The 17,306-nt window shown below is 57.4% G+C and carries 16 protein-coding genes, 2 tRNA genes and 1 pseudogene; 18 read left to right on the top strand and 1 reads right to left on the bottom strand.

The annotated features are described in order from the left end of the window. The 3 genes and pseudogenes from carB to D8U69_RS00650 form a co-directional block, all read left to right on the top strand. Window positions 1-695 (top strand): annotated as a pseudogene (carB, locus tag D8U69_RS00660) (carbamoyl phosphate synthase large subunit); the annotation flags it as partial. Window positions 696-697: 2 nt separating this feature from the next. Then, the gene (gene greA / locus D8U69_RS00655) at window positions 698-1,174 is read left to right on the top strand and encodes a transcription elongation factor GreA (protein WP_038861135.1); all 477 of its coding nucleotides are present in this window, start codon (window positions 698-700) and stop codon (window positions 1,172-1,174) included. Between the two features lie 31 nt (window positions 1,175-1,205). Further along, entirely contained in the window at window positions 1,206-1,610 is a 405-nt protein-coding gene (locus tag D8U69_RS00650; RefSeq protein ID WP_130906451.1) for an MFS transporter, read from the top strand. A 9-nt stretch (window positions 1,611-1,619) separates the two neighbouring features. Here the strand turns inward: D8U69_RS00650 and D8U69_RS00645 are convergent, their stop codons facing one another. Then, window positions 1,620-1,928 carry a YhbY family RNA-binding protein gene (locus D8U69_RS00645; RefSeq protein ID WP_130906450.1) on the bottom strand — a complete coding sequence of 103 codons (309 nt, stop codon included), beginning with the start codon at window positions 1,926-1,928 and terminating at the stop codon, window positions 1,620-1,622. 101 nt (window positions 1,929-2,029) lie between these two features. Between D8U69_RS00645 and rlmE the strand changes: the two genes are divergently transcribed. The 15 genes from rlmE to pnp all read left to right on the top strand — a co-directional run. After that, window positions 2,030-2,659, top strand: a complete 630-nt coding sequence (rlmE, locus tag D8U69_RS00640) for a 23S rRNA (uridine(2552)-2'-O)-methyltransferase RlmE (protein WP_056854963.1) — start codon at window positions 2,030-2,032, stop codon at window positions 2,657-2,659. Window positions 2,660-2,861: 202 nt separating this feature from the next. Then, window positions 2,862-4,772: an ATP-dependent zinc metalloprotease FtsH gene (gene ftsH / locus D8U69_RS00635; RefSeq protein ID WP_130906449.1), complete on the top strand. Its 1,911-nt coding sequence runs from the start codon at window positions 2,862-2,864 to the stop codon at window positions 4,770-4,772. Between the two features lie 8 nt (window positions 4,773-4,780). After that, window positions 4,781-5,632 (top strand): dihydropteroate synthase, encoded by an 852-nt coding sequence (gene folP, locus D8U69_RS00630; RefSeq protein WP_130906448.1) that lies wholly within the window; start codon window positions 4,781-4,783, stop codon window positions 5,630-5,632. A gap of 16 nt (window positions 5,633-5,648) precedes the next feature. Next, window positions 5,649-6,986: a phosphoglucosamine mutase gene (glmM, locus tag D8U69_RS00625; RefSeq protein WP_130906239.1), complete on the top strand. Its 1,338-nt coding sequence runs from the start codon at window positions 5,649-5,651 to the stop codon at window positions 6,984-6,986. Between the two features lie 66 nt (window positions 6,987-7,052). After that, complete coding sequence (tpiA, locus tag D8U69_RS00620; RefSeq protein ID WP_130906447.1) at window positions 7,053-7,808, top strand: triose-phosphate isomerase; 756 nt, start codon at window positions 7,053-7,055, stop codon at window positions 7,806-7,808. A gap of 4 nt (window positions 7,809-7,812) precedes the next feature. Then, window positions 7,813-8,196 (top strand): preprotein translocase subunit SecG, encoded by a 384-nt coding sequence (secG, locus tag D8U69_RS00615; RefSeq protein ID WP_017336473.1) that lies wholly within the window; start codon window positions 7,813-7,815, stop codon window positions 8,194-8,196. A gap of 22 nt (window positions 8,197-8,218) precedes the next feature. Beyond that, window positions 8,219-8,304 (top strand) — tRNA-Leu (locus tag D8U69_RS00610). Between the two features lie 97 nt (window positions 8,305-8,401). Next, window positions 8,402-8,478: transfer RNA gene (locus D8U69_RS00605), tRNA-Met, on the top strand. A gap of 138 nt (window positions 8,479-8,616) precedes the next feature. Then, window positions 8,617-9,075, top strand: coding sequence for a ribosome maturation factor RimP (rimP, locus tag D8U69_RS00600; RefSeq protein WP_007973115.1), 459 nt, complete (start codon window positions 8,617-8,619; stop codon window positions 9,073-9,075). Window positions 9,076-9,122: 47 nt separating this feature from the next. Beyond that, the gene (gene nusA, locus D8U69_RS00595) at window positions 9,123-10,604 is read left to right on the top strand and encodes a transcription termination factor NusA (protein ID WP_056854968.1); all 1,482 of its coding nucleotides are present in this window, start codon (window positions 9,123-9,125) and stop codon (window positions 10,602-10,604) included. Window positions 10,605-10,631: 27 nt separating this feature from the next. Next, window positions 10,632-13,151 (top strand): translation initiation factor IF-2, encoded by a 2,520-nt coding sequence (gene infB / locus D8U69_RS00590; protein ID WP_130906446.1) that lies wholly within the window; start codon window positions 10,632-10,634, stop codon window positions 13,149-13,151. A 159-nt stretch (window positions 13,152-13,310) separates the two neighbouring features. Further along, window positions 13,311-13,712 carry a 30S ribosome-binding factor RbfA gene (rbfA, locus tag D8U69_RS00585; RefSeq protein WP_034148332.1) on the top strand — a complete coding sequence of 134 codons (402 nt, stop codon included), beginning with the start codon at window positions 13,311-13,313 and terminating at the stop codon, window positions 13,710-13,712. 3 nt (window positions 13,713-13,715) lie between these two features. Then, a complete protein-coding gene (truB, locus tag D8U69_RS00580; protein WP_056854970.1) occupies window positions 13,716-14,633 on the top strand; it encodes a tRNA pseudouridine(55) synthase TruB in 918 nt (305 codons plus the stop codon). 118 nt (window positions 14,634-14,751) lie between these two features. After that, window positions 14,752-15,021 (top strand): 30S ribosomal protein S15, encoded by a 270-nt coding sequence (rpsO, locus tag D8U69_RS00575; protein ID WP_011332409.1) that lies wholly within the window; start codon window positions 14,752-14,754, stop codon window positions 15,019-15,021. Between the two features lie 207 nt (window positions 15,022-15,228). Beyond that, on the top strand, window positions 15,229-17,306 hold a 2,078-nt coding region (pnp, locus tag D8U69_RS00570), incomplete at its 3' end, for a polyribonucleotide nucleotidyltransferase (RefSeq protein WP_130906445.1).

Below are 17,306 nucleotides of genomic sequence, written 5' to 3'. Positions count from 1 at the left end.
CGCGTGCTTCCCGCACCGTGCCGTTCGTGTCCAAGTGCATCGGTGTTTCCCTGGCGATGATCGCAGCACGCGTGATGGCCGGTAAAACCCTGCAAGAATTGGGTTTCACCAAGGAAATCATTCCGAACTTCTACAGCGTGAAAGAGGCGGTTTTCCCGTTCGCCAAATTCCCTGGGGTTGACCCGATCCTCGGCCCTGAGATGAAGTCGACCGGCGAAGTGATGGGCGTGGGCGATACCTTCGGTGAGGCGTTCGCCAAAGCCCAGATGGGTGCCAGCGAAGTGCTGCCGACCGGCGGTACTGCGTTCATCAGCGTGCGTGACGACGACAAGCCACTGGTTGCGGGCGTGGCCCGTGATCTGATCAACTTGGGCTTCGAAGTGGTCGCCACTGCCGGTACTGCCAAGCTGATTGAAGCCGCAGGCCTGAAGGTGCGCCGCGTGAACAAGGTGACCGAGGGTCGTCCGCACGTGGTCGACATGATCAAGAATGACGAAGTCACGCTGATCATCAACACCACCGAAGGTCGTCAGTCGATCGCTGACTCCTATTCCATTCGTCGCAATGCCCTGCAGCACAAGATTTACTGCACCACCACCATTGCTGCTGGCGAAGCTATCTGCGAAGCGCTGAAGTTCGGTCCCGAAAAGACCGTGCGCCGCTTGCAGGATCTACACGCAGGATTGAAGGCATGAGCATAACGAAGTACCCAATGACCGTTCAGGGCGCTCGCGCCCTGGAAGAAGAACATGCTCACCTGACCAAGGTCGTTCGTCCGAAGCTCAGCCAGGACATCGGTACGGCCCGCGAGTTGGGTGATTTGAAGGAAAACGCCGAATACCATGCTGCCCGCGAGCAGCAGGGTATGGTCGAGGCGCGGATACGCGACATTGAAGGCCGGATTCAGAACCAGGTCATCATCGATGTCACGACCATTCCTCATACCGGCAAGGTTATCTTCGGCACCACCGTTGAAATCGCCAACGTCGAGACTGATGAAAGCGTCACTTACCACATCGTGGGTGAGGATGAAGCTGACTTCAAACTCGGCAAGATTTCTGTCGGCTCGCCCTTGGCCCGTGCCTTGATCGGCAAGGAAGAGGGCGATGTGGTCGCGGTGAAAACGCCAAGCGGCGTTATCGAGTACGAGATTGTCGAAGTTCGCCACATCTAATAAAGGCAAGCGCCCGCTCCGTGCGGGCGCCATGCTTTGGCAGTTGACCCAGATGTTGTGGGTCGGTGGCTTGTGGCTGTTGCACATCGGTCTGCTGCCGGTGCTGGACCGTATAGGTCTGGCGCCGCTGCTGATCGACGAAATCGCAGGCATGCTGAATGCGCTGATGATCGGCTTTGCCGCAGCGTGTGTGATTTTTCAGGCTCTGGTGCTGATTCAGGCCGAGGGTCTTTTCAGTCTCTGGCTTGATATTCGTGGGCAACTGCTGTTGATGGCGCTATATGCGTGTGCGATGTTCATCGCTGTGCGTATCGGTTGGCCGGATGCGGTCCGTTGGCAGGCGTTCAGCTATCTGGTGTTGGGCTTTTCCGGGCTGGTCCTGGTATTGCAGCCGGTGCCGGGATGGAGTGGCAGGGTGCGCGAAGCACACCCGTGACCCTTGTCATCACTTGAAGCGATGAACGTTCGACAGCTGCTTGTTGACGCTGAAGTTCTTGCGGTAAATCAGCGCCATCTTGCCGATGACCTGAACCAGATCCGCTTTGCCGACCTTGCACAGTTCAGCGATGGACGCCAGGCGCGATTCGCGATCGAGGATATTGAGCTTGATCTTGACCAGTTCGTGATCCGCCAGTGCGCGTTCAAGCTCGGCTAATACACCTTCAGTCAAACCGTTGTCTGCCACAATCAGAACTGGTTTCAGATGGTGGCCAATGGATTTGTATTGTTTCTTCTGCTCTTGAGTGAGCGGCATAATCTGACCCTTTCGTCTGGATTCTGTAAAATGGCGGCCATTTTACCCGAGGGCTCGTGGATCCGCCCAATTAATCACGACCCTTATCAACGAGGTGCCCAATGGCGCGTTCCAAGACAAGCCTTGGTTGGCTGAAAAGACATGTCAACGATCCCTATGTGAAGCAGGCGCAGAAGGATGGCTACCGCTCGCGTGCGAGTTACAAACTTCTGGAGATTCAGGAGAAATACAAGCTGATCCGCCCTGGCATGAGCGTTGTCGACCTGGGCGCGGCGCCCGGTGGCTGGTCGCAGGTCACCAGCCGGCTGATTGGTGGCCAGGGGCGCCTGATCGCTTCGGATATTCTGGAAATGGACAGTATTCCGGATGTGACCTTCATCCAGGGTGACTTTACCCAGGACGAAGTGCTTGCCCGGATCCTTGAGGCCGTCGGTAATTCGCAGGTGGACCTTGTGATTTCCGATATGGCCCCCAATATGAGTGGTACGCCTGAAGTGGACATGCCCAAGGCCATGTTTCTTTGTGAGCTGGCTCTTGATCTGGCGGAGCGGATACTCAAGCCCGGTGGTAATTTCGTGATCAAGATTTTTCAGGGTGAAGGGTTCGATTCTTATCTGAAGGATGCTCGCAAGAAATTCGACAAGATCCAGATGATCAAGCCAGACTCTTCCCGCGGCAGTTCCCGCGAGCAATACATGTTGGCTTGGGGTTACTGCGGGCGTAGTGAGTAAAACGAGGTTTTTTCGCGGGGTGATAGGTTTTTCGTATTTCGCCCCGAGCGCTTTAGCGAATATTGTGTAGAAAGTGTTTCACAAAGGGTTACAGACGGCGCCTGCCAGAGTCGTAGGTAATGTAGTAAGTTAGGCCGGTGAATATCATGCGAAGCGCGCGCCACCAGCGGCGCTTGCTTCAGAGGGTAGTTAATTGAACGATATGGCAAAGAATCTGATCCTGTGGTTGATCATCGCGGCAGTCCTGGTGACGGTGATGAACAACTTCTCCAGCCCTAACGAGCCGCAGACCCTCAACTATTCCGACTTCATCCAGCAGGTCAAGGATGGCAAGGTCGAGCGCGTAGCGGTTGATGGCTACGTGATTACCGGCAAGCGCAACGATGGCGACAGCTTCAAGACCATTCGTCCGGCAATTCAGGACAACGGTCTGATCGGCGACCTGGTGGATAACCATGTCGTAGTCGAAGGCAAGCAGCCGGAACAGCAAAGCATCTGGACCCAGCTCCTGGTCGCCAGCTTCCCGATCCTCGTGATCATCGCCGTGTTCATGTTCTTCATGCGGCAGATGCAGGGTGGAGCCGGCGGCAAGGGTGGCCCGATGAGCTTCGGCAAGAGCAAGGCGCGACTGCTTTCCGAAGATCAGGTGAAAACCACGCTGGCTGACGTTGCCGGTTGCGACGAAGCCAAGGAAGAAGTGGGCGAGCTCGTCGAGTTCCTGCGTGATCCGGGCAAGTTCCAGCGCCTGGGTGGTCGTATTCCTCGCGGCGTGCTGATGGTCGGTCCTCCAGGTACCGGTAAAACCTTGCTGGCCAAGGCGATTGCCGGTGAAGCCAAAGTGCCGTTCTTCACCATTTCCGGTTCCGACTTCGTCGAAATGTTCGTCGGTGTTGGTGCCAGCCGCGTTCGCGATATGTTCGAACAGGCCAAGAAGCACGCGCCATGCATCATCTTCATCGACGAAATCGACGCCGTCGGTCGTCACCGTGGTGCCGGCATGGGCGGTGGTCATGACGAGCGCGAGCAGACTCTCAACCAGTTGCTGGTAGAGATGGACGGCTTCGAAATGAATGACGGCATCATCGTGATTGCCGCAACCAACCGTCCAGACGTACTCGACCCTGCGCTGCTGCGTCCGGGCCGTTTCGACCGTCAGGTTGTGGTTGGTCTGCCGGATATCCGTGGTCGTGAACAGATTCTAAAGGTCCACATGCGCAAAGTGCCGATGGGTGACGACGTCGCCCCGGCGGTGATTGCTCGTGGCACGCCTGGTTTCTCCGGTGCTGACCTGGCCAACCTGGTCAACGAAGCGTCGTTGTTCGCTGCCCGGGCCGGCAAGCGCATCGTCGAGATGAAAGAGTTCGAACTGGCCAAAGACAAGATCATGATGGGTGCCGAGCGCAAATCCATGGTCATGTCCGAGAAAGAAAAGCAGAACACCGCTTATCACGAAGCTGGCCACGCCATCGTTGGTCGCGTCGTGCCTGAGCATGACCCGGTCTACAAGGTCTCGATTATCCCGCGCGGTCGTGCGCTGGGTGTGACCATGTTCCTTCCGGAAGAAGATCGCTACAGCCTGTCCAAGCGCGCGCTCATCAGCCAGATCTGCTCGCTCTACGGCGGCCGTATCGCTGAAGAAATGACCCTGGGCTTCGATGGCGTCACCACGGGTGCCTCCAATGACATCATGCGCGCCAGCCAGATTGCGCGGAACATGGTGACCAAGTGGGGTCTTTCCGAGAAGCTCGGTCCATTGATGTACGCCGAAGAAGAGGGTGAAGTGTTCCTCGGTCGCGGTGGTGGTGGTCAGAGTGCCAGCTTCTCCGGTGAGACAGCCAAACTGATCGACTCCGAGGTGCGCAGCATCATTGACCAGTGCTACGGTACGGCCAAGCAGATCCTTACGGATAACCGTGACAAGCTCGATGCCATGGCCGATGCACTGATGAAGTATGAAACGATTGATGCCGAGCAGATCGACGACATCATGGCCGGTCGTACACCTCGCGAACCGCGCGACTGGTCTGGTGGCACCGGTGCATCCGGCACGCCTCCAGCAGTACAGGGCGAGCGTCCGGAAACACCTATCGGCGGCCCGGCTGCTGACGTTTAAGGTTTGAAATGACTTCTGTTCAGTCCTCGACCCGGTTGCCTTGCGGCAACCGGGTTCTTGATTTGGCCCAGACGCATGTCATGGGTATTCTCAATGTCACCCCTGATTCGTTCTCCGATGGCGGCCAGTACAGCCAGCTCGATGCGGCCTTGCGCCATGCCGAGGCGATGGTGGCTGCTGGCGCGACGCTTATTGATGTCGGTGGTGAATCGACCCGGCCCGGCGCCAGGGCGGTTTCGCCGCTGGAGGAGCTGGAACGTGTAGCGCCGGTCGTCGAGCGGATTCATCGCGAGCTTGATGTGATTATCTCGGTTGACACCTCGACTCCCGCCGTCATGCGTGAAACCGCGCGACTGGGAGCCGGCTTGATCAACGATGTTCGCTCGTTGCGTCGCGATGGTGCCCTGGATGCAGCCGCTGCGACCGGCTTGCCCGTGTGTCTGATGCATATGCTCGGTGAGCCGGGCGACATGCAGGACAATCCGCACTACTTGGACGTCACGAGAGAAGTGGGCGAGTTTCTCGCCGAGCGGATGGTCCAGTGTGAGGCGGCGGGCATAGCCAACGATAAGATCATTCTCGATCCTGGCTTTGGCTTCGCAAAGACCTTGCAGCACAACCTGAGCTTGTTCAAACATATGGATGCCTTGCATGCCTTGGGGCGCCCCCTGTTGGTTGGGGTTTCGCGAAAAAGCATGATTGGGCAGGCGTTGAATCGTCCGGTAGGTGAACGCCTGTATGGCGGTCTTGCCCTCGCGGCGCTGGCTTCACATAAAGGTGCGCGTATATTGCGCGTCCACGATGTAGCCGAAACAGTCGATGTGGTGAGGATGATCGCCGCAGTGGAATCAGCCGAATAAGAATGATGGAGCGTTTATGAGTAGGAAATATTTTGGTACTGACGGCATTCGTGGTCGAGTCGGTGAATACCCGATTACTCCTGACTTCATGCTCAAGCTCGGCTGGGCCGCGGGAATGGCGTTCCGCAAGATGGGCGCTTGCAAGGTGCTGGTCGGCAAGGACACCCGGATCTCAGGGTACATGTTTGAGTCGGCACTTGAGGCGGGCCTGACTTCTGCGGGCGCCGATGTGATGCTTCTGGGGCCGATGCCGACTCCCGCTATCGCTTACTTGACGCGTACGTTCCATGCAGAAGCCGGTATCGTGATCAGTGCATCGCACAATCCTCATGACGACAACGGTATCAAGTTTTTCTCCGGCAAAGGCACCAAGTTGCCGGATGAAGTTGAGCAGATGATTGAAGAGCTGCTGGACACGCCCATGACAGTGGTTGAGTCGAGCAAGATCGGCAAGGTCACGCGCATCAACGACGCCTCGGGTCGTTATATCGAGTTCTGCAAGAGCAGTGTGCCTACGGGGACCAGTTTTGCAGGGCTGAAAATCGTTCTCGACTGTGCCCATGGTGCGACTTACAAAGTGGCGCCGAGCGTGTTTCGCGAGCTGGGTGCTGATGTCGTCGTCCTGTCTGCGCAACCCAACGGCTTGAACATCAATGAAAATTGCGGTTCGACCCACATGGGGCAGTTGCAGGCTGCTGTGCTGGCTGAGCACGCCGACTTGGGAATTGCATTCGATGGTGATGGTGACCGTGTATTGATGGTCGATCACACCGGCACTGTCGTCGATGGTGACGAGCTGCTTTACATTATCGCCCGCGACCTGCATGAGCGCGACAAGCTTCAGGGTGGGGTGGTCGGGACGCTGATGAGTAATCTGGGGCTGGAATTGGCCCTGGCGGACCTGGCGATTCCATTTGTACGTGCCAACGTCGGCGATCGATATGTAATCGCTGATCTGCTGGAGCGCAATTGGTTGGTTGGCGGCGAGAACTCGGGCCATATCGTTTGCTTCGGTCACACCACTACGGGTGATGCGATCATCGCCGCGCTGCAGGTTCTGATGGCGCTCAAGACGCGCTCCGAGAGTCTGGCGCAGTCGCGTCAAGCGCTGCGCAAGTGCCCTCAAGTGTTGATCAATGTGCGGTTTGGTGGAGGAGCTAGCCCGCTTGATCATCCTTCGGTGAAGCAGGCAAGCGAACGCGTCACAAGCGCGATGGCCGGGCGCGGCCGTGTGCTGTTGCGCAAGTCGGGAACAGAGCCTTTGGTGCGCGTCATGGTCGAAGGCGAAGACGAAACGCAGGTTCGTGGTTACGCCGAAGAGCTGGCAAAACTGGTAAGTGAAGTTTCTGCCTGAATTCGGCTTGCCAGCCTTGATTGTGTTGGGTAACATCTGCGCCCACTTTGACCGACGAGGTACAGCATGCGTCGCCCTATGGTAGCTGGTAACTGGAAGATGCACGGTACCCGCGCCAGCGTCGCTGAGCTGATCAACGGCCTTCGTGACTTGGCCTTGCCGAGCGGTGTTGATGTAGCGGTATTCCCGCCTTTGTTGCATGTCAGCCAAGTGGTTGATGGCTTGAAAGGAAAGTCGATTTCGATCGGCGCGCAGAATTCTGCAGTGGAATCCGGGCAAGGTGCACTGACCGGCGAGGTCTCGCCAAGTCAGTTGGTGGATGCAGGTTGTTCCCTGGTGCTTGTCGGGCACTCCGAGCGTCGCCAGATTATGGGCGAGCAGGACGCAACGCTGATCCGCAAGTTCGCAGCGGCACAGGCAAGCGGCTTGATTCCGGTGTTGTGTGTAGGGGAGACCCTCGAGCAGCGCGAAGCGGGGAAGACCGTTGAGGTTGTCTCGCGTCAGCTGAGCAGCATCATCGACGAGCTGGGTGTCGGTGTTTTTGCAAACGCAGTAATTGCTTACGAGCCGGTCTGGGCCATTGGTACCGGGCTGACTGCTTCGCCGCAACAGGCGCAGGATGTGCATGCAGCCATTCGGGCCCAGTTGGCGGCAGAAAATTCTGAAGTCGCACAAGGTGTGCGGCTTCTATACGGCGGCAGCGTGAAGGCGGCCAATGCGGTCGAACTGTTCGGCATGCCGGATATCGATGGAGGCCTCATTGGTGGGGCTTCCCTGAATGCAGATGAGTTCGGTGCGATTTGTCGCGCCGCGGGAAACTGAAAAAATGCTGGAAACAGTCGTAGTCGTTTTTCATCTGCTGGGTGCATTGGGCGTAGTTGCTCTCGTATTGCTGCAGCAGGGTAAAGGTGCGGATGCTGGCGCGTCTTTCGGAGCAGGTGCTTCAAATACTGTGTTCGGAAGCCAAGGTTCCTCTACCTTTCTTAGTAAGTTTACTGCTATACTTGCCGCAGGTTTTTTCATAACCAGCTTGGGGTTAGGTTACTTTGCTAAAGAGAAGGCTCACCAGCTGACTCAAGTAGGTCTCCCAAACCCGGCGGTACTGGAAGTTCCAAAGCAACAACCGGCTTCTGATGATGTCCCGGTGCTTCAAGAGCAAAAGTCGGCTACTCCAGCGACTGACGTGCCTCCAGCTCAAGAGCAGAAGTAAGAAGGGTTTCAAACGTAGTATTGCCGAGGTGGTGGAATTGGTAGACACGCAACCTTGAGGTGGTTGTGCCCATAGGGTGTAGGGGTTCGAGTCCCCTTCTCGGTACCAATTAGTCAGGAGAGCCCGCAGTTGCGGGCTTTCTTGCAGGTGGAAGGTTACATTGACCCTGTAGGGGATCGGTCGTATACTTCCGCCCCAGCTTTGTCGCGGGGTGGAGCAGTCTGGTAGCTCGTCGGGCTCATAACCCGAAGGTCGTCGGTTCAAATCCGGCCCCCGCAACCAGTTTAAGGAGCCCCTTTTAAGGGGCTTTTTGTTAGCTGGACACTTTCAACGCCGCTGTTCGACGGCGTTTCAAGGATGGGCGTTTCGCCCATTTTTTTATTTTGCATAGCATGCACATACATGCACTAGGGGGTTCAGGTGTCGAGCAAGCTAGAAGAGTTGCAGGCCTTGCTGGCCCCGGTGGTCGTGGCCCTAGGCTATGAATGCTGGGGTATTGAGTTTTCGGCCCAGGGTCGCCACTCAATGTTGCGCGTTTATATCGATAAAGAGGGTGGCGTGCTGGTGGACGATTGCGCCATTGTCAGCCGTCAAATCAGCGGTGTGCTGGATGTTGAAGATCCAATCTCCGTTGAATACACCCTTGAAGTTTCCTCGCCTGGCATGGAACGCCCACTGTTCACTCTTGAGCAGTTTGCAAAATTTGCCGGTGAACAAGTGAAGATCAAGCTGCGCTCGCCTTTTGAAGGTCGACGCAACTTTCAGGGCCTTCTGCGCGGTGTAGAAGAGCAGGACGTCGTGGTGCAGGTTGAAGACCATGAGTTCCTGTTGCCGATCGATATGATCGACAAGGCCAACATTATTCCCAGTTTTGACTGAGACGCGGATCCCGCGGATCCAATGGCTTGCGAAAGGCGAGGCGTACGATGAGCAAAGAAGTACTGCTGGTTGTTGAGTCGGTATCCAACGAAAAGGGTGTACCGGCAAACGTAATTTTTGAAGCGCTGGAGCTGGCCTTGGCCACTGCTACCAAAAAGCGTTTCGAGGACGAAGTTGATCTGCGTGTGGAAATCAATCGCCACACCGGTGCTTATGAGACTTTCCGTCGCTGGACGGTCGTCGAAGAAGCAGACCTGGACGATCCGGCCATTGAAACCTGGCCGAGCAAGGTTGCAGAGACGCATCCTGGTGCCAAGGTCGGTGACGTCGTAGAAGAAAAAATCGAGTCCATCGAATTTGGTCGCATCGCTGCACAGACTGCCAAGCAAGTCATCGTGCAGAAGGTTCGCGAAGCCGAACGCGCTCAGGTTGTTGACGCTTACCGCGAACGCCTGGGTGAAATCATCTCCGGCACCGTGAAGAAAGTGACCCGCGACAACGTGATCGTCGATCTGGGCAACAACGCTGAGGCGTTGCTGGCCCGTGAAGACATCATTTCTCGCGAAACCTTCCGGGTGGGTGTGCGCTTGCGTGCACTGCTCAAGGAAATCCGCACCGAGAACCGCGGCCCGCAGCTGATCCTGTCGCGTACCGCGCCGGAAATGCTGATCGAGTTGTTCCGCATCGAAGTGCCGGAAATTGCTGAAGGCCTGATCGAAGTGATGGCTGCATCCCGTGATCCGGGTTCGCGCGCCAAGATCGCCGTCCGCTCCAAGGACAAACGCATCGACCCGCAGGGCGCTTGCATCGGTATGCGCGGTTCGCGCGTCCAGGCAGTGTCGGGCGAGTTGGGCGGTGAGCGTGTGGACATCGTCCTGTGGGACGACAACCCGGCTCAGTTCGTAATCAACGCCATGTCCCCGGCTGAGGTTGCGGCAATTATCGTTGACGAAGATGCCCACGCAATGGACATCGCCGTTGGCGCAGACAATCTGGCTCAGGCCATCGGTCGCGGTGGTCAGAACGTGCGTCTGGCTAGCCAGTTGACTGGCTGGACCCTGAACGTGATGACCGAATCGGACATCCAGGCTAAGCAGCAAGCAGAAACCGGCGACATCCTGCGCAACTTCATCGAAGAGCTTGAAGTCGATGAAGAACTGGCTCAGGTGCTGGTAGATGAAGGCTTCACCAGCCTGGAAGAGATTGCCTACGTACCGTTGGAAGAGATGCTCAACATCGACGGCTTTGACGAAGACATCGTCAACGAGCTTCGCGCTCGTGCCAAGGATCGTTTGTTGACCAAAGCCATCGCTACTGAGGAAAAGCTGGCAGACGCCCATCCGGCCGAAGACCTGCTCTCGCTTGAGGGTATGGACAAGGATTTGGCGATGGAACTGGCGGTGCGCGGCGTAATTACCCGCGAAGACCTGGCCGAGCAGTCTATTGACGATCTGCTCGACATCGACGGCATTGACGATGATCGTGCCGGCAAGTTGATCATGGCCGCCCGAGCCCACTGGTTCGAGTAATTAGGCGCGGCCTGAGGAGAGAAGTGCATGACGCAAGTCACGGTGAAACAACTGGCCGATGAGGTCAAAACACCGGTAGAGCGCCTGTTGCAGCAGATGCGTGAGGCAGGTCTGCCGCACACCGCCGCCGACGAAAATGTGACTGACAGTGAGAAGCAATCCCTGCTGACTCACTTGAAGAGCAGTCACAAGGCGAAAGTGGAAGAACCACGCAAGATCACGCTGCAGCGTAAAACCACCAGCACCCTGCGTGTTGCTGGCAGCAAAAGCATCAGCGTTGAAGTACGCAAGAAGAAAGTCTTCGTACAGCGCAGCCCGGAAGAAATCGAAGCCGAGCGCAAGCGTGAACTGGATGAACGTCGCGCAGTAGAAAATGCTGCACGTCAGAAGGCTGAAGAAGAAGCCAAGCGTCGCGCCGAAGAAGAAGCGCGTCGCCAGCCTGCTGCTGCGCCGACCGCTCCAGCCGAACCTGTCGCTGCGCCTGTTGCAGTGGCCGAGCCTGTGCGTGAAAGCGCTCCGGTTGTGGCTGTCGCACCGGCTGCAGACGCTCGCAAGCGTGACGAGCCGCGCCGTCCGGACAAGCCACGTGCCGACGATAACAATCGTCGCGGTGGTGGCGATGGCGAGCGCAAAAACGCTCCGCATCGTGCTTCGGTCAAGGAAAAAGCACCTGCGCCACGCGTTGCCCCACGTACTACCGACGAAGAAAGCGATGGCTTCCGTCGTGGTGGTCGCGGCAAGGCCAAGCTGAAGAAGCGCAACGCCCACGGTTTCCAGAGCCCAACCGGCCCTGTCGTGCGTGAAGTGAAGATCGGCGAGACCATCACTGTTGGCGATCTCGCTCAGCAGATGTCGGTCAAGGCTGCTGAAATCATCAAGTTCATGTTCAAACTGGGTACTCCAGCGACCATCAACCAGGTACTGGATCAGGAAACTGCCCAACTGGTTGCCGAAGAGCTGGGCCACAAAGTGACCCTGGTCAGCGACACCGCCCTGGAAGATTCCCTGGCCGAGTCCCTGAAGTTTGAAGGTGAGTCGTTCTCCCGTGCACCAGTCGTGACCGTAATGGGCCACGTTGACCACGGTAAAACTTCCCTGCTCGACTACATCCGTCGTGCCAAGGTTGCTGCTGGCGAAGCCGGTGGCATTACCCAGCACATCGGTGCATATCACGTTGAAACCGACCGTGGCATGGTGACGTTCCTCGACACCCCTGGTCACGCCGCGTTTACCGCAATGCGTGCCCGTGGTGCCAAGGCAACCGACATCGTGATCCTGGTGGTTGCAGCGGACGACGGCGTAATGCCGCAAACCATCGAAGCCGTTCAGCATGCTCAGGCTGCTGGCGTTCCGCTGGTTGTTGCTGTGAACAAGATCGACAAGCCAGGTGCTGACCTCGATCGCATCCGTAGCGAACTGTCGGTCCACGGCGTGACTTCGGAAGAGTGGGGTGGTGATACTCCATTCGTACCGGTCTCGGCGAAGATGGGTACCGGTGTCGACGAACTGCTCGAAGCCGTATTGCTGCAAGCCGAAGTCCTGGAACTGACTGCAACTCCTTCGGCTCCTGGCCGTGGTGTCGTGGTTGAATCGCGTCTGGACAAGGGCCGTGGCCCGGTGGCTACCGTTCTGGTTCAGGACGGTACCCTGCGTCAAGGCGACATGGTTCTGGTCGGTTCGAACTACGGTCGCGTTCGGGCCATGCTCGACGAGAACGGCAAGCCAATCAAGGAAGCCGGTCCGGCCATCCCTGTCGAAATTCTCGGCCTGGACGGTACCCCGGACGCTGGCGATGAGATGAGCGTGGTTGCCGACGAGAAGAAAGCCCGTGAAGTGGCTCTGTTCCGTCAAGGCAAGTTCCGCGAAGTCAAACTGGCTCGCGCTCACGCCGGCAAGCTGGAAAACATCTTCGAAAACATGGGTCAGGAAGAGAAGAAGACGCTCAACATCGTCCTCAAATCCGACGTCCGTGGTTCGCTGGAAGCGTTGAACGGTGCCTTGAACGGCCTGGGTAACGACGAAGTGCAGGTGCGTGTGGTCGGTGGCGGTGTCGGTGGTATCACCGAATCCGACGCCAACCTGGCTCTGGCTTCCAACGCTGTACTGTTTGGCTTCAACGTGCGTGCCGATGCCGGTGCTCGCAAGATCGTCGAGCAGGAAGGTCTGGATATGCGTTACTACAACGTGATCTACGACATCATCGAAGACGTCAAGAAAGCCCTGACCGGCATGCTCGGCAGCGATGTTCGCGAGAACATCCTGGGTATCGCCGAAGTGCGTGACGTGTTCCGCTCGCCGAAGTTTGGCGCGATCGCCGGTTGCATGGTTATCGAAGGTGTTGTTCACCGTAACCGTCCAATCCGTGTACTGCGTGAAGACATCGTTATCTTCGAAGGCGAGCTGGAATCCCTGCGCCGCTTCAAGGATGACGCTTCCGAAGTACGTGCCGGCATGGAATGCGGTATCGGGGTGAAGAGCTACAACGACGTCAAAGTCGGTGACAAGATCGAAGTCTTCGAGAAGGTTCAGGTTGCTCGCAGCCTCTGACTCGCGCACTTCAAGGGCCACGATGAGCCGCCGCATGCAGATGCGCGGCGCAACGTCCGGACTCTAAACGCAACGCCCGGTCTGGCTTTTGTCAGGCCGGGCGTTTGCCGCTTTCAGACCCCTCGGGTTTCACCGTGGGGCAGTAACAGGTAACAAGACATGGCAAAAGAATACAGCCGTACCCAACGTATCGGCGATCAGATGCAGCGCGAGCTGGCACAGCTGATCCGTCGCGAAGTCAAAGACCCGCGCGTCGGCCTGGTCACCATTACTGCTGTGGAAGTCAGCCGTGACGTCGGTCATGCCAAGATTTTCATCACCGTGATGGGCCAGGACAGCGCTGAAGACATCGCTCAAAGCATCAAGGTGCTGAATTCCGCCGCCGGTTTCCTGCGTATGCAACTGGCTCGCGAAATGAAGCTGCGCAGCGTCCCGCAATTGCACTTCCACTACGACGAAAGCGTCGTGCGCGGTGCGCATCTGTCGGCATTGATCGAGCGCGCTGTGGCTGAAGACAATCAGCATCCGGTTGCGGCAGAAGCCGAAGACACCAAGGAGTAATCGGTGGCTCAGGTCAAACGTATCCGTCGTAACGTCAGCGGAATCATCCTGCTCGACAAGCCGCTGGGGTTCACCTCCAACGCGGCTTTGCAGAAGGTCCGCTGGTTGCTGAACGCCGAGAAGGCCGGTCACACCGGCAGTCTCGATCCGCTGGCCACCGGCGTTCTGCCGCTGTGCTTCGGTGAAGCCACCAAGTTCTCGCAATACCTGCTCGATTCGGACAAGGGTTACGAGACGTTGGCGCAACTGGGCAAAACCACCACCACGGCGGACGCCGAAGGTGAGGTTCTGCAGGAACGCCCGGTGACCGTTGGTCGCGCCGATATCGAAGCTGTCCTGCCGGATTTTCGTGGGCAAATCAGTCAGATACCGCCGATGTACTCGGCCCTCAAGCGTGATGGCCAGCCGTTGTACAAGCTGGCGCGTGCTGGCGAAGTAGTGGAGCGCGAACCGCGTTCTGTTACTATTGCGCGCTTGGAATTGCTGGCCTTCGAAGGTGATACTGCGCGACTGGCAGTGGATTGCAGCAAAGGCACCTATATTCGTACCCTCGTGGAGGATATTGGTGAAAAACTCGGTTGTGGCGCTTACGTTGCAGAACTGCGACGTACCCAGGCCGGGCCTTTCACGCTGGCCCAGACCGTCACCCTGGAAGAGCTGGAAGCGGTACATGCCGAAGGCGGCAACGAAGCGGTTGATCGCTTCCTGATGCCATCGGACAGCGGCCTGCTCGATTGGCCGTTGTTGCAGTTCTCGGAGCACAGCTCGTTCTACTGGCTCAACGGCCAGCCGGTTCGCGCCCCGGATGCACCGAAGTTCGGCATGGTACGGGTACAGGATCACAATGGTCGCTTCATCGGTATCGGTGAAGTGAGCGAAGACGGGCGCATCGCGCCGCGTCGACTGATTCGGTCAGAATGACCGAACGAGTGTGGCTGTCAGCAGGCACGGTCACTACTCATTTTTAGATACAGGGATTTGTCCCTGGCCTGTTGAAACTGTTTTTCGACAAACAGTTTCCTGATAAAAGGATTGCCTCATGGCTCTCGACGTTCAAGAAAAAGCTCAAATCGTTGCTGACTACCAGCAAGCTGTTGGTGACACTGGTTCGCCGGAAGTGCAAGTAGCACTGCTGACCGCCAACATCAACAAACTGCAAGGTCACTTCAAGGCCAACGGTAAAGATCACCACTCCCGTCGTGGTCTGATCCGCATGGTTAACCAGCGTCGCAAGCTGCTGGACTACCTGAAAGGCAAGGACGTGAGCCGTTACAGCGCTCTGATCGCTCGCCTGGGTCTGCGTCGCTAATAAGCGATTGCGCTAGAGGTTGGTTGTCTGTCGTGCACCAGCGGGTTTCCCGCCAGTGCACGGCAGGCTCCCAGCCTCAAGTTTTATCTGGATACCTGCTTTACCTGAGTAGCACCTGGACAATTGTGTCGGGCCGATTCCCGGCGTTGCCCAAGAATTTCGCAAGAAACCCGTTTCCCCAAGAGCCACAAAAGAAGGTAGGACACCGTGAACCCGGTAATCAAAAAATTCCAGTTCGGTCAGTCGACCGTTACCCTCGAGACTGGCCGAATCGCCCGTCAGGCCTCCGGCGCAGTATTGGTCACCGTTGACGACGACGTCAGCGTATTGGTGACCGTAGTCGGTGCAAAACAAGCCGATCCAGGCAAGGGCTTCTTCCCTCTGTCTGTTCACTACCAGGAAAAAACTTACGCTGCCGGTAAGATCCCTGGCGGTTTCTTCAAGCGTGAAGGCCGTCCTTCCGAGAAAGAAACCCTGACTTCCCGACTGATCGACCGTCCGATCCGTCCGCTGTTCCCTGAAGGCTTCATGAACGAAGTGCAGGTTGTCTGCACCGTCGTTTCCACCAGCAAGAAGACCGATCCGGACATCGCTGCGATGATCGGTACTTCGGCAGCCCTGGCGATCTCCGGCATTCCTTTCGATGGCCCGATCGGCGCTGCCCGCGTTGCCTTCCACGAAAGCACCGGCTACCTGCTGAACCCGACCTACGAGCAACAGGCTGCCTCGAGCCTGGACATGGTCGTTGCCGGTACTTCGGACGCCGTATTGATGGTTGAATCGGAAGCCAAAGAGCTGACCGAAGACCAGATGCTGGGCGCGGTACTGTTTGCTCACGACGAGTTCCAGGTTGTGATCAACGCGGTCAAGGAACTGGCTGCCGAAGCTGCCAAGCCAACCTGGACCTGGGCTCCAGCGCCAGAAGCCACCGAACTGCTGGGCGCTATCCGTGCCGAGTTCGGCGAAGCGATCTCCCAGGCCTACACCATCACCGTCAAAGCCGACCGTTACGCTCGCCTGGGCGAGTTGAAAGACCAGGTTGTTGCCAAGCTGTCCGGTGAAGAAGGCCAGCCTTCCGCTTCCGACGTCAAAGCGGCTTTCGGTGAAATCGAATACCGCACCGTTCGCGAAAACATCGTTAACGGCAAGCCACGTATCGACGGTCGCGACACCAAGACCGTACGTCCATTGAACATCGAAGTCGGTGTCCTGCCAAAAACCCACGGTTCGGCCCTGTTCACCCGTGGCGAAACCCAGGCCCTGGTCGTTGCAACTCTGGGCACTGCCCGTGATGCACAGCTGCTGGACACCCTGGAAGGCGAGAAAAAAGACCCGTTCATGCTGCACTACAACTTCCCACCGTTCTCGGTAGGCGAGTGTGGTCGCATGGGTGGTGCCGGTCGTCGTGAAATCGGTCACGGCCGTCTGGCCCGTCGTTCGGTTTCGGCCATGCTGCCTGCCGCCGACGTGTTCCCGTACACCATTCGCGTGGTTTCGGAAATCACCGAATCCAACGGTTCGAGCTCGATGGCTTCCGTTTGCGGTGCTTCCCTGGCACTGATGGACGCTGGTGTGCCGATGAAGGCGCCAGTTGCCGGTATCGCCATGGGTCTGGTTAAAGAAGGCGAGAAATTCGCTGTTCTGACCGACATCCTGGGTGACGAAGACCACTTGGGCGACATGGACTTCAAGGTAGCCGGTACCGCCAAAGGCGTCACCGCGCTGCAGATGGACATCAAGATCAAGGGCATCACCGAAGAGATCATGGAGATCGCTCTGGGCCAAGCCCTGGAAGCGCGCCTGAACATCCTCGGCCAGATGAACCAGATCATTGGCCAGTCGCGTACCGAACTGTCGGCCAACGCTCCGACCATGATCGCGATGAAGATCGACACCGACAAGATCCGTGACGTTATCGGTAAAGGTGGCGCGACCATCCGTGCGATCTGTGAAGAAACCAAGGCTTCGATCGATATCGAAGACGACGGTTCGATCAAGATCTTCGGCGAAACCAAGGAAGCAGCTGAAGCAGCACGTCAGCGCGTTCTGGGTATCACCGCTGAAGCCGAGATCGGCAAGATCTACGTCGGTAAGGTTGAGCGCATCGTCGACTTCGGCGCATTCGTCAACATCCTGCCTGGCAAGGACGGTCTGGTGCACATCTCCATGCTGAGCGATGCTCGCGTTGAGAAAGTGACCGACATCCTCAAGGAAGGTCAGGAAGTGGAAGTACTGGTACTGGACGTGGACAACCGCGGCCGTATCAAGCTGTCCATCAAAGACGT

Source organism: Pseudomonas sp. Sample_16 (assembly GCF_004307665.1).
Classification (GTDB): domain Bacteria; phylum Pseudomonadota; class Gammaproteobacteria; order Pseudomonadales; family Pseudomonadaceae; genus Aquipseudomonas.
The sequence above is the reverse complement of the archived record's forward strand: the minus strand, read 5'-3'. Positions and strand labels throughout refer to the sequence as shown.

Excerpts from the sequence above, each read along its gene's own strand:
- ftsH (WP_130906449.1), top strand. The coding sequence starts at position 2,862 with ATGGCAAAGAATCTGATCCTGTGGTTGATCATCGCGGCAGTCCTGGTG.
- D8U69_RS00650 (WP_130906451.1), top strand. The coding sequence starts at position 1,206 with ATGCTTTGGCAGTTGACCCAGATGTTGTGGGTCGGTGGCTTGTGGCTG.
- nusA (WP_056854968.1), top strand. The coding sequence starts at position 9,123 with ATGAGCAAAGAAGTACTGCTGGTTGTTGAGTCGGTATCCAACGAAAAG.
- rbfA (WP_034148332.1), top strand. The coding sequence starts at position 13,311 with ATGGCAAAAGAATACAGCCGTACCCAACGTATCGGCGATCAGATGCAG.
- tpiA (WP_130906447.1), top strand. The coding sequence starts at position 7,053 with ATGCGTCGCCCTATGGTAGCTGGTAACTGGAAGATGCACGGTACCCGC.
- folP (WP_130906448.1), top strand. The coding sequence starts at position 4,781 with ATGACTTCTGTTCAGTCCTCGACCCGGTTGCCTTGCGGCAACCGGGTT.
- rlmE (WP_056854963.1), top strand. The coding sequence starts at position 2,030 with ATGGCGCGTTCCAAGACAAGCCTTGGTTGGCTGAAAAGACATGTCAAC.
- D8U69_RS00645 (WP_130906450.1), bottom strand. The coding sequence starts at position 1,928 with ATGCCGCTCACTCAAGAGCAGAAGAAACAATACAAATCCATTGGCCAC.
- infB (WP_130906446.1), top strand. The coding sequence starts at position 10,632 with ATGACGCAAGTCACGGTGAAACAACTGGCCGATGAGGTCAAAACACCG.
- glmM (WP_130906239.1), top strand. The coding sequence starts at position 5,649 with ATGAGTAGGAAATATTTTGGTACTGACGGCATTCGTGGTCGAGTCGGT.
- secG (WP_017336473.1), top strand. The coding sequence starts at position 7,813 with ATGCTGGAAACAGTCGTAGTCGTTTTTCATCTGCTGGGTGCATTGGGC.
- rpsO (WP_011332409.1), top strand. The coding sequence starts at position 14,752 with ATGGCTCTCGACGTTCAAGAAAAAGCTCAAATCGTTGCTGACTACCAG.